Source organism: Luteimonas sp. TWI382 (assembly GCF_039674545.1).
Lineage (GTDB): Bacteria > Pseudomonadota > Gammaproteobacteria > Xanthomonadales > Xanthomonadaceae > Luteimonas.
This window is the reverse complement of record NZ_JBDJNS010000008.1, coordinates 56,428-67,924: the sequence shown is the minus strand read 5'-3', so window position 1 is coordinate 67,924 and position 11,497 is coordinate 56,428. Positions and strand designations below refer to the sequence as shown.

Here is an 11,497-nt window from a genome sequence, read left to right as displayed (position 1 = left end):
CGGGCGTCCTGCCGGCGCCGGCCCGCATTCATTCCTTCGCGGTGGCGCCGCCCAGATGGGTGGACAGGAACGCGAGCAATTGGGTGTAGAACGCGCGTTTGTTCTCGGGCTTGTAGAAGCCGTGTCCCTCTTTGGCGACATACAAGGTCTCGACCGGCACCTTGGCTGCCCGCAGCGCACGCTCCATCCGGCGCGTGTGTTCGACCGGCGCGACCTCGTCCTCGCCGCCGGCCACCAACAGCACCGGCACGCGGATCTGCGTCGCCAGACGCGTGGGCGAACGCGCCGCCAGTTGCGCGGTATCGTCACCGACCCATTCGTCGGTCCAGGTTCCCGCCCAGGCCGCGGATCGCCGGTTTTCCGCCCGCATCAACGGCAAGTCGTAGACGCCGACATAGCCCACCGCGCAGCGATACAGATCCGGCTCGCGCGCCACCCCCATCAACGACGCATAGCCGCCATAACTACCGCCGTAGAGGCAGATACGCTCGGCGTCGGCGATGCCCTGCGCGACCGCCCAGCGGGTCGCATCGGTCAGGTCGTCCTGCATCGTCGTGCCCCAGCCGCGTGCACCGGCCTGGCGGAAGCTGCGCCCCTGGTTGCCCGAGCCGCGATAGTTGATCTGCAGCACCGCGTAGCCGGCCTGCGCCAGCACCTGCACGTCGGGATCGAATGCCCAATCGTCAAAGATGCCGAACGGCCCACCATGCGGCAGCACCACGAGCGGCAGCGAGCCGTCTTCGTGCCCGGCCGGCCGCGTGAGATAGCCATGGAGCACCAGCCCGTCGCGGGCCGGCAACGAGACTGCGCGCATCGGGGCCATGCGCGTCGGGTCGACGCCGGCGCGCCGCGCGAGCGCGAAATCCGCCTGCTTGGTGGCCGCGTCATAGGTGTAGAACGTGCCCGGGTCGACGTCGCTGGTCGCCAGCAGCAGCTTGGTCGAGGCATCGCGCGTGGCCGAAGCGATCCGCACGACCTGGCCAGGGAACGCCTGTTCGAACATGCGCCCGAGCCTGGCGTCGGCCGAGGTGTCGTCGAAGAACGCCTGCCGCGGCGTCGCGCCCAGGAACCGCGCGCCGACCGGCGTCTCCGTGCCCGGCCGATAGATGATCTCGGGATCGACGACGGCGTCGCGCAGCACCTCGCGCCGCGTGTCCGCGGCGATGTCCCAGGCGACGATCGCGTCGGGCCCGGTGGGCTGGGAAACGCGCAGATAGGCGATGCGGTCGTCATCGGAAAATCCGACCGGGAACTCCTGGCGTCCACTCTGGCGTTCGTCGTTGATCAGCCGCCAGCCTTCTCCGCGGCCGACGCGGTAGTAGAGCTGGCTGAGGTTGTCGGACCGCGCGCCGACTGCGAAGCGCACCTCGCCGGCATGGTCGGTGGTGAACGTTGCGCGCCCGACCTGCACCGTGGCCTCGGTGGTACGCCGACCGGTATAGACGTCCAACCGATCGACCCGGGTCAGCGGATCGCGGGTCAAGGGCGCCACCGACACCAGGATATTGCGCGCATCGCCGGCCAGCAGGTCGATCGGCCACGCCTGGACCAGTTCGGCCTTGCCACCGGCGGGGATCCGGGTGCCGGTCGGCGTGCCGCGCACGCGCCAGCCCACGAGCAACTGCGCGCGCGAGCCGTCGGCGTTCATCGCGTACAGCTCGCCGGTCGGGTTGGGATAGTCGCGCGCGCCGAAGCGCTCGGCCAATGCGAAGACCAGGCGGTCGTCCTTGGCCCACCAGAACTCGGCGATGTGGGTGTTGCGCGGCAGCCGGTAGCTGCCGACGATGCTGCGGTCGGCCCAGCGGACCACGCCGATTGCGGTGCTGTCGCCGTACGGCATCGTCGCGGCGAAGTACTCGCCGGTCGGCGAGATCTTGATGTCACGGAAACCGTCGTCCTCGACGAACGGCGCCAGGTCGACCTGCGCATACGCGCCCGCGCACGCGGCCGCCACGACGAACGCAAGCATCCATTGCAGTCCCTTGCGGACCATCCTTCCGACTCCTTTTGATGGGCGGCCGCCGCCAGAGGGCCGGCCGATGACGCGCTCCCCGCGCGTGCCGCTTAGTGTAGCGCGCGGCAGGCGCCCGCGGATGCCGCCTATACTCGCGCCTTCCGCCATTTCACGACGACGCGCCCATGGCCGCAGCCCCCATCACCGCCCGGAGCGGCACCGACGACTTCCTCGGCCACCCCAAGGGGGTTTTCGTCTGCTTCTTCACCGAGATGTGGGAGCGCTTCTCCTTCTACGGCATGAAAGCGCTGTTGCTGCTGTACATCCTCAAGTACCACCTGTTCGGCGACGACGCCGGCTTCGATCTGCTCGGCGCCTATGGCGGCCTGGTCTACGCCATGCCGGTGCTCGGCGGCCTGCTCGCCGACCGCTACCTGGGTATGCGCAAGGCAGTGGTGCTGGGCGGCGTGCTGCTGGTGCTCGGCCATCTGGGCATGGCTTTCGAAGGCGAACAGGCGCGCATCGTCGACGGTACGGTCGTGCGCGACGACACCGCGCTGCAGGTGTTCTACCTGTCGCTTGCACTGATCATCATGGGCGTGGGCTTTCTCAAGCCGAACATCTCGACGATCGTCGGCAAGCTCTACGCCCCCGAGGATCCGCGTCGCGATTCGGGCTTCACGCTGTTCTATGCCGGCATCAACGTCGGTGCCTTGTTCGCCAGCCTGGTCTGCGCGTTCCTCGGCGAGACCTATGGCTGGAAGTACGGCTTCGGCGCCGCGGGCATCGGCATGGTCGCCGGCCTGATCGTGTTTTTATGGGGACAGAAATACCTCGGCGGCCACGCCGAGCCGAACGATCCGGCGAAGTTGACCGAGAAGCTCGGGCCGTTGAGCCGCGAGTGGTGGATCTACGCCGGCAGCTTCGGCGGCGCGCTGGTGGTGTGGCAGCTGATCCAGCGCACGTGGACCGTGCACGGCGCGATGCACCTGATCGCCGCCGCGCTGGTGGTCTGGTTCGTCTGGTTCCTGATCCGGCACTGCAGCCGGGTCGAGCGCGAGCAGATGCTGGCGCTGGTGCTGCTGATCTTCGGCGTGCTGATCTTCTTCACGCTCTACGAGCAGACCTACGGCTCCTGGGTCACCTTCACCGACCGGATGCTGACCAAGGACCTGTTCGGTCTGACCCCGGGCGGCTACACGCCGGGCGTGCCGTGGGCGATCTTCGCACTGGGCGCGAGCCCGCTGCTGATGGTGCTTGCGCTGCGCGCCAGCGATCGCGGCCGCACCGGCACCGCGCGCGCGGCGGCGATCGCGATGGTCGTGGCGCTGGCGATCGCACTGGTGCACGACGTCGTGCTGGTCCCCCAGACGGCCGGCTCACTGACCTTCCTCGGCGCGTTCTTCATCGTCGTGCTCGCCCCGGTGTTCTCCTGGCTGTGGCCCTGGCTCGACCGCCGCGGGCTCAACCCCGGCAAGCCGACGAAGATGGCGATCGGCCTGGTGTTCGCGGGGCTGGCGTTCGTGCCGCTGCTGCTGGCCGCGCAGGCGGCGGGCAACGGCGTGCTGGCCAGTGTGTGGTGGCTGGTGCTGGCGTACTTCCTGCTGGAAATCGGCGAGATGTGCCTGTCGCCGATCGGGCTGTCGGCGGTCACCCAGTTGTCGGTCGCACGCGTGGTCGGCCTGATGATGGGCGCCTTCTGGCTGGCGACCGCGTACTCGGAAGTCCTGGCCGCACAGTTCGGCAAGCTCACCGCGCTCGAGGTTGCCGAGGGCGAGGCGATCGACATGGCCGTGGCCGCAGCCAAGTACGCCGAACTGTTCCAGATCATGCTGTGGATCGGGGTCGGCTCGGGCCTGGCCTACTTCGTACTCTCGCCACTGGTGCGGCGCTGGATGCACGGCCTGCGCTGAACGGCGGTGCGCGCTGCCTTTCGGTCGCGGCGGCCCGCGCACCGCTCACAGCCACGGCACGCCCCACGGCCGGTCGAACGGTTGCTCTGATCCAGATCAAGGCGTGGCGTGCGCGAGCGGGCGAGGATACCCGTGAACCAGGAGGCCTCTCATGCACGGATATCAGGATCTTGCGGGCGACCAGCTGCCGGTGTCCCCGCCGGACCACGACACCGCACGCGGCGCGTTGATCGAGCGCTTCGCCGCGACCGCCAGCGACTTCGGTGCGCTGGATGCGGAGTCGCTGGCCGGCCTCTCGCTATGAGCGAGGCGTTGACGATCGCCGCGCCGCGCAGGCGGCAGCCGGCGCTGGAAGTCGACGGCGCACTGGTCGCCGCCCGCCTGGGCCTGGCTGGCGACGCGTTCCGCCAGCTGATGACCGACGGCAAGGTCAGCGTGCTGTGCGAACGCGGCATCGGCGAGGATGCCGGCCGTTACCGCGCGACGTTCTACTACGCCGGCCGTCGCGCGCGGCTGCTGCTCGACGCGTCCGGACGCCTGCTCGAGGCCACCGGCGAAGCGCTCGCGCGCCCCGGGCCCGCGGCGTCCTGACCGACGCGTCCCCTGCCCACTCATCCCAACCCGTGCCCCTGAGATCAGCCGATCGAAGCCCGGCACGCAGGTGCCGCATCGACGCTCAGTTGGCGGATCGCGGCGGCGGCGTACGGCAGGCGGCGAACAGATCCAGGCCCGGCGCATACACGCTACTGCGCACATCGAACAGGCCGAGCATGGCGTGATAGAAGTTGTCGTGGCTGTATGCCCGGCGTGCGGCAGCGCCGCGCAGGCAGGCGAGGTCGAGCCGGGCATGCTGCGCGAACGCCGGCGAGAACCACATCAGCATCGGCACCTTCTTCTGCTCGTCGGGCGCGATCATGTAGGGCGTGCCGTGCAGGTACATGCCGCGCTCGCCCAACGATTCGCCGTGATCGGACAGGTAGATCATGGCCACATCGCGCCGGTCGGCGTAGCGCTGCAGCAGATCGAGGGTGTTGGCGAGCATCCGGTCGGTGTAGACCAGCGTGTTGTCGTAAGTGTTGGTCAGCGCCTCGCTGCTGCACTTCTGGATCTGATTGCTGTCGCAGGTGGGGGTGAAGGCGCGCGCCTGGGGCGGATAGCGCTCGAAGTAAGTCGGCCCATGGCTGCCCAGCTGATGCAGAACGATCAATGCGTCACCGTGCATCGTGTCGATCCGCGCCTCAAGCTGGTGCAGCAGCACATCGTCGTAACAGGTGCCGTCCTTGTTGACGCAGTGCTCAGCAACCCGCAGCTTGGGCATGTCGTCGGTAGGCACGCGCGCGCACACGCCCTTGCAACCGCCATTGTTGTTGTTGCGCCAGAGGATCTCGATTCCGGCGCGCTGCAGAATGTCGAGCAGATTTTCTTCCGTCGCCGCCCGCACCTCGTCGTACTGCGGGCGGGTCATGCGCGAAAACATGCACGGCAACGAGATCGCAGTGGCGGTGCCGCAGGACGACACATCCGAGAAACTGATGATGTCCGCGCGCTTGGACAACACCGGGTTGGTCGGACGCGGATACCCATTGAGCTGGAAATTCTGCGCACGCGCGGTTTCCCCCACGACTGCGATCACCAGTTTCGGCCGCGCACCCGCAACCGGCGCTGGGCGCGTGGCGTCTTCGGCAACGGTCCGCAGCGGCTGCGAAGTCGCGCTGTACTTGCGCTTGAGATACCCATTGGTATTGCGCACGAAATTGAACGGCAGCAGCTGATCGCGAATATGCCCGTTGTTGCGCAGCAACGACGCATAGTCCTTGTAGAACCCCATCGTGACCGCGATCAGTACGATCGAAGTGACCACCACATTGCCCAGCCACCAGGCCAGCGTCCGCATCGGCGTGCCGACCGATTTGGTCTGCAGGAGCAGCGTGGCCACTGCCGGCACGATCCCGAGCCCGAGAATGGTGAGCAACAGCGGAAGGGAGAAATAGGAGGCCATTTCGGCCTGATTGGTCTCGAAAAAGTTCTGCACCATGCTGCGGTCGATCAGCACGTTATAATGCAACATGAAGTAACTGCATCCGGCGCTGATCACCACCAGGGTGGCCAGCAGGGGTTTTCTGATGTACGGCAGCGCCACGACCGGCGTGAGCAGCAGGTTGATGATGCAGAACAGAAAGACCGGCAGGCTGAGGAAGAACGACAGGCTGCGCAGGCCGTCGATCTCCACCTCCAGCCACAACGTCCGCCAGAGCACCACGTTGCCGATGGTGGCGAAGAACAACGCCGCCACCCAGGTCAGCTGCACGGGATTGAGCCGCAGGGGCGTCGAAGGCGGTGACATGCGCAGGATCCAGCCGGGGAAAGTGCGCGCAGTCTTTGAAACCTATCGTCAGGAAGTTGTTAGAGCACACGCCCCATGACCCGACTGCTCATCATCGAGGACAACCCGGAACTGGTGGCCAACCTGTACGGCTTTTTCGAGCCGTTGGGCTACGTTCTCGACGACGCCCGCGATGGCGTCACCGGCCTGTACATGGCCACCCAGAACGATTACGACGCCATCCTGTTGGATCTGATGCTGCCGCGACTCGACGGCATGACGCTGTGCCGCAAGTTGCGCGAGGAGTTCCAGAACCCGGTGCCGATATTGATGCTGACCGCACGCGATCCGGTCGACGATCGCGTGCAGGGCTTCGCGCTGGGCGCGGACGACTACCTGGTCAAGCCGTTCTCGCTCAAGGAACTGGACGCACGCATCAAGGCCCTGGTGCGCCGCGCACAGGGCCGTCAGGTGCAGGGCATGCTGCGCTGGGAGGATTTGCAGGTGGACACCCGCGCCCCGCAGGCCTGGCGGCAACACCAGCCCATCGGACTGACGCCCAGCACCCACAAGCTCCTGCTGTGTCTGATGCGCGCCGCCCCCGCCGTGGTCCGGAAGCAGGAAATGGAGTACCTGCTCTGGGGCGACGACCCACCCGACAGCGGCGCCTTGCGCACCCATATCCACGAACTGCGGCAGCAGATCGACAAGGGCTTCGAGCCGGCGTTGATCGAGACGGTGCACGGCGTGGGCTGGCGCCTGCTGGCGCCCGCATCCACGATGCCGGACTGATCGAGGACGCTCCGACGTGATGATCCTGCGCACCACCCTCCGCCAGATGACGCTCAAGACCCGCATCACGGTGTCGTTCGTGCTTGCGATGGTGGCGGCGATGACGCTCGTGGTGCTGGCCGAGCAGCTCGATTACGACGAACTCCGGGAGAATGTGATCTCCCACAGCCTGATCCGCACGGCGCAGCGGCTGGAGGCCGACCTCGCGCAAGGCGTCGCACCCACGCTTGCCCAGGACACCCGGCTCTACGACGCGCAGAGCGTGCCCGAGACACTGCACTGGTATCCGCTCGGTTACCACGGCGCCGAGCGGCCGGGCGACTGGCACCTGTTGGTCTTCGAGCGCGATGGCGAACGCTACTACCTGCAGCAGGCCGATGCGCACTTCGCGTATCTCGAGCTTGCGATCAACATCTACGCGCTGTTCATCATCCTGTTGTGCATCCTGTGCGCATTCTGGATCGGGCGCGCCACCGCGACCCGGGTCATCGCGCCGATCACCCGCCTGGCCGAGGCGGTGGAGCGCAAGCAAAAACCCTTTCCGTTTCAGGAGGCGCGCGACGAGATCGGCATCCTGGCCCGCGCATTCGCCCAGCACAGCGACGAAGCGGAACAGTTCCTGCAGCGCGAGCGCTGCTTCGTCGGCGACGCCAGCCACGAACTGCGCACGCCGCTGGCCATCATCGCCGGCGCTGCGGAGACGATCGCGCACCAGCTGCCTGCCGACAGCCGCCTGATCGGCAGTGCCGAACGGATCGTGCGCACCACCCAGGAGATGCAGCGGCAGCTCGCGTGCATGCTGCTGCTCTCGCGCGACCCGCAGAGCCTGACCCGCACCGACGTCGCACTGCAGCCGCTGATCGAGGAGAGCATGGTGCGCTGCCGGCCATGGCTTGCAGGCAAGCCTGTGGCCCTGCTCCTGGACGCGCCGCAGGATGCCCACCTGCACACCAACCCGGAGCTAGCCCGCAGCGTGATCTGGAACCTGCTGCGCAACGCCTGCCAGTACACCGACGAAGGCGAGGTGCGCATCGCCCTGCATGGCACGACCCTGGTGATCGCCGACACCGGCCCCGGCCTGCCGCCCAGCATCGACCCACAGCAGTTCCAGCGCTTCCAGCCCAGCGCACGGCAGAGCGGTGAAGGCTTGGGCCTGTCGATCGTGCAGCGCATCGTGGAGCACCTGAACTGGCGCATGACGGTCGACAGCTCGGAGGACGGATGCCGGTTCACGCTCGACATGCGGGACGATGCCCGACCCAATGGCCGGTCGCTCCGCGTCGACCGCCCGCCCGGATCCCAAGGCGCCGCGGCTGACGAAGATCTGACGGGCCCCGCGCCACGCTCGTGCTGATCCAACGTCGCAGGATATGCAGATGCCATCGCCAGGCCCCGCCGAGACCGGTAAGTACCCACACGGCAAGACCGGCCTGAGCCGGATCGCGCACACCTTGCTCTACTCGCGCGACGGCTTCCTCGCCGCCGTTCGCAGCGAGGCCGCGTTCCGCCAACTGCTGGGCCTGCACGGCGTGCTCATCGTCGCAGCCTGCGTGCTGGACGTGGGGCCGCTCGCACGCGCCCTGATGCTGGCGGTCTGCTTCATCAGCCTGCTGACCGAACTGCTCAACTCGGCGATCGAAGCAGTGGTCGATCGCATCTCGCTCGAACGCCATCCGCTGTCCAAGCGCGCCAAGGACATGGGCAGCGCCGCCCAGAGCATTGCGCTGCTGATGGTCGGCACAGTCTGGGCCTCGATCCTGCTGGGATAGCCGCCATCGCAAGTGCCGCGGTCCTGCAGGTCCGGCCACGGCACCAGGCGGCCGCTCGCGGCCCCGGGTGGTCGGCAGCGCGATCGCGGTGCCGCAAGGCCCCAGGCATCCGACCAAACAAAAACCCCAGCGTGCATGGGCCCGCTGGGGTTCGTCGTCGACGCGGTGTTGCCCGCGATCAGAACGGGATGTCGTCGTCGGAGAAGTCGTCCATCGGGGCCGGACGCTGCTGCTGGGGGGCCTGGCGCTGCGCGGGGGCGCTGCGCTGCGGCGGGCCGTCGTTGCCCGGGCCGCGCTGCGGACGGCTGGCGCGCTCGTAACCGCCGCCGCCACCGCCGCCACCGCCCTCGCCGCGGCCACCGAGCATCTGCATCTCGTTGGCGACGATATCGGTCGAGTACTTTTCCACGCCATCCTGGCCGGTGTACTTGTCGTAGCGGATCTCGCCTTCGACATAGACCTGGCTGCCCTTGCGCAGGTACTCGCCGGCAATCTCGCCGAGCTTGCCGAAGAACACCACGCGGTGCCATTCGGTGCGCTCCTGCTTGTTGCCGTCGCGGTCGTTGCGCACGCTGGTGGTGGCCAGGCTGATGCGGGTCACGGCCATGCCGCCCTGGGTGTACTTGGTGTCGGGATCGTTGCCGAGGTTGCCGACCAGGATCACTTTGTTGATGCCACGGGCCATGAGGAGTCCTTGGAATTGCGCCGGCGCGGGTGTCCGGGAATGAAGAGGGGGCGCGGACAGTGAATTATACCGGTCGCCGGGGTGCGATCCGGCAACCCCCTGGCGTGGGGCCGGGAAAGCGCCCCCGCCGCCGTCGGGGCTCTCCTATAATTCCGGGTCTGCCCGTCCCGGATCCCGCATGAACAACGCCGCCGCCCCGGCCGCCAGGCTCGACCTGCCGGCGATCCAGTCGCTCGCCGCCGCGGACATGGCCCAGGTCGATGCGCTGATCCGGCGCCGGCTGGCGTCGGATGTGCTGCTGATCAACCAGGTGGCCGAGCATATCGTCTCGGCGGGCGGCAAGCGGCTGCGGCCGATGCTGGTGATGCTGGCCGGCCAGGCCACCGGGCAGGTGCGCGGCGACCACCACCAGCTTGCGGCGATCGTCGAGTTCATCCACACCTCGACCCTGCTCCACGACGATGTCGTCGACGAGTCCGACCTGCGCCGCGGCCGCAGCACGGCCAACGCAATCTGGGGCAACGCCGCCAGCGTGCTGGTCGGCGATTTCCTGTATTCGCGCAGCTTCCAGCTGATGGTCGAGCTCGACAGCATGGCGGTCATGCGCCTGCTCGCCGACACCACCAACCGCATTGCCGAAGGCGAGGTGCTGCAGCTGCTGCACGTGCGCAACCCCGACACCGACGAGGCCGCGTACCTGCGCGTGATCGAGCGCAAGACCGCGGTGCTGTTCGCCGCCGGCACCCGCCTGGGCGCGATGGCGTCCAACGCCGACGAGACCGTCCAGCAGGCGCTCTATGACTACGGCATGCAGTTGGGCTACGCATTCCAGATCGCCGACGACGTGCTCGACTACTCGGGCGACGCCACGGCGCTGGGCAAGAACCTCGGCGACGACCTGGCCGAGGGCAAGGCGACGCTGCCGCTGATCCACGCGATGGCCCAGGCCACGCCCGAGCGCCGCGCGCGGCTGCGCACGATCGTCGAGCAAGGCGACACCACGGCGCTGCCCGAGGTGCTCGCCGCGATCGCCGATGCCGGCAGCCTCGCCTACAGCCGCGCCCGCGCCGTGGAGTACGCCGACGCCGCCGAACGCGTGCTCGACGGCCTGCCGGACAACGAGGCCGTGGCCGCACTGCGCGGTTTGGCCCGTTACGCGGTCGAACGCGGGTACTGACCCGCGGCCGGACGCACGCCGGGATCACGCCACAAGCCCGCCTCAGCGACTCGGCGACGCCAGCACCTCGGCGAAGAAGTCGCCCATCTGCCGCCACGCACGCTTGGCGGCGCGTTCGTCGTAAATGCAACCCGGCGGACTCGCGGCATCGACCTCGGCAAAGCAATGCACCGCGCCGCTGTAGTTGACGAACTGCCAGTCGGCGCCGGCCGCGTCCATCTCACGCTCGAAACCGGCGATGTCCTCGGCGCTCACGCTGCGATCGGCGGCGCCGTTGAGCACCAGCACCGACGCCTTCACCGCATCGGCCGCCGCCGGCAACGGCGTCGTCAGGCCGCCGTGCAGGCTCACGACGCCAGCGAGCGCCTCGCCGGCGCGGGCCAGTTCGAGCACGGTGGTCCCACCGAAACAAAAACCGAATGCGGCGATCCGGCCCGCAACGACCTGGGGCTGCGCTTTGAGCACCTCCACCGCCTTGCGTGCGCGTGCGCGCAGCGTCGGCCGATCGTCGCGCAGCGCCTTGGCGACCGGGCCGGCCTCGGCATCGGTCGTGGGCCGGACCTGCTTGCCGTAGACGTCGGCGACCAGCACCACGTAGCGGTCGCCGGCGGCCTGCCGCGCCTTCTCGATCGCCGCGTCATTGACGCCCTTCCAGTTGGGCACCATCACCAGGCCCGGCCGGGGACCCGGGACGGCATCGTCGTAGACCAGCACACCGGCGAAGGTCTCGCCATCGAGCGTCCATTCGACCGGGTCGGCCTTCGGGGCGGCGAGCGCGGACGTGGCGCAGGCCAGCGACAACACGAACAGTGACAGGCGTTTCATCGGACGGCTCCGGGCGGCGGGGACCGGTCCAGCCTACTCCGCCCGACGCGCGGCCGGGC

11 protein-coding genes are annotated in these 11,497 nt (G+C 68.2%); 7 read left to right on the top strand and 4 right to left on the bottom strand.

Annotated elements, in window-relative coordinates; genetic code table 11:
- Window positions 1-28: 28 nt before the first annotated feature.
- Window positions 29-1,993: a S9 family peptidase gene (locus ABE505_RS07395; RefSeq protein ID WP_346443412.1), complete on the bottom strand. Its 1,965-nt coding sequence runs from the start codon at window positions 1,991-1,993 to the stop codon at window positions 29-31.
- A 146-nt stretch (window positions 1,994-2,139) separates the two neighbouring features.
- Here ABE505_RS07395 and ABE505_RS07390 point away from each other — a divergent pair, with 146 nt between their 5' ends.
- The 3 genes from ABE505_RS07390 to ABE505_RS07380 all read left to right on the top strand — a co-directional run bounded on the left by ABE505_RS07390 (window position 2,140) and on the right by ABE505_RS07380 (window position 4,458).
- On the top strand, window positions 2,140-3,867 hold the full coding sequence (locus ABE505_RS07390) for an oligopeptide:H+ symporter (protein ID WP_346443410.1): 1,728 nt from the start codon (window positions 2,140-2,142) through the stop codon (window positions 3,865-3,867).
- Window positions 3,868-4,018: 151 nt separating this feature from the next.
- Window positions 4,019-4,171 carry a hypothetical protein gene (locus ABE505_RS07385; protein WP_346443408.1) on the top strand — a complete coding sequence of 51 codons (153 nt, stop codon included), beginning with the start codon at window positions 4,019-4,021 and terminating at the stop codon, window positions 4,169-4,171.
- Window positions 4,168-4,458: a DUF6522 family protein gene (locus tag ABE505_RS07380; RefSeq protein WP_346443406.1), complete on the top strand. Its 291-nt coding sequence runs from the start codon at window positions 4,168-4,170 to the stop codon at window positions 4,456-4,458. The genes ABE505_RS07385 and ABE505_RS07380 overlap by 4 nt, the downstream gene beginning before the upstream one ends.
- Before the next feature lie 85 nt (window positions 4,459-4,543).
- On the opposite strand, the gene ABE505_RS07375 is transcribed toward ABE505_RS07380, so the two are convergent.
- Window positions 4,544-6,211 carry a phosphoethanolamine--lipid A transferase gene (locus tag ABE505_RS07375; protein ID WP_346443405.1) on the bottom strand — a complete coding sequence of 556 codons (1,668 nt, stop codon included), beginning with the start codon at window positions 6,209-6,211 and terminating at the stop codon, window positions 4,544-4,546.
- A gap of 75 nt (window positions 6,212-6,286) precedes the next feature.
- Between ABE505_RS07375 and ABE505_RS07370 the strand changes: the two genes are divergently transcribed.
- The 3 genes from ABE505_RS07370 to ABE505_RS07360 are packed head-to-tail and all read left to right on the top strand — an operon-like array spanning window position 6,287 to window position 8,751.
- Window positions 6,287-6,982 carry a response regulator transcription factor gene (locus ABE505_RS07370; protein ID WP_346443403.1) on the top strand — a complete coding sequence of 232 codons (696 nt, stop codon included), beginning with the start codon at window positions 6,287-6,289 and terminating at the stop codon, window positions 6,980-6,982.
- 19 nt (window positions 6,983-7,001) lie between these two features.
- Window positions 7,002-8,336, top strand: a complete 1,335-nt coding sequence (locus ABE505_RS07365; protein WP_346443530.1) for a HAMP domain-containing sensor histidine kinase — start codon at window positions 7,002-7,004, stop codon at window positions 8,334-8,336.
- 22 nt (window positions 8,337-8,358) lie between these two features.
- The gene (locus ABE505_RS07360; protein WP_346443401.1) at window positions 8,359-8,751 is read left to right on the top strand and encodes a diacylglycerol kinase; all 393 of its coding nucleotides are present in this window, start codon (window positions 8,359-8,361) and stop codon (window positions 8,749-8,751) included.
- Window positions 8,752-8,929: 178 nt separating this feature from the next.
- Here the strand turns inward: ABE505_RS07360 and ssb are convergent, their stop codons facing one another.
- Complete coding sequence (gene ssb, locus ABE505_RS07355; protein ID WP_346443399.1) at window positions 8,930-9,436, bottom strand: single-stranded DNA-binding protein; 507 nt, start codon at window positions 9,434-9,436, stop codon at window positions 8,930-8,932.
- A gap of 178 nt (window positions 9,437-9,614) precedes the next feature.
- On the opposite strand from ssb, the gene ABE505_RS07350 reads away from it, so the two are divergent.
- Entirely contained in the window at window positions 9,615-10,613 is a 999-nt protein-coding gene (locus ABE505_RS07350; RefSeq protein WP_346443397.1) for a polyprenyl synthetase family protein, read from the top strand.
- A gap of 42 nt (window positions 10,614-10,655) precedes the next feature.
- Here the strand turns inward: ABE505_RS07350 and ABE505_RS07345 are convergent, their stop codons facing one another.
- Window positions 10,656-11,438 (bottom strand): dienelactone hydrolase family protein, encoded by a 783-nt coding sequence (locus ABE505_RS07345; protein ID WP_346443396.1) that lies wholly within the window; start codon window positions 11,436-11,438, stop codon window positions 10,656-10,658.
- Window positions 11,439-11,497 lie beyond the last annotated feature (59 nt).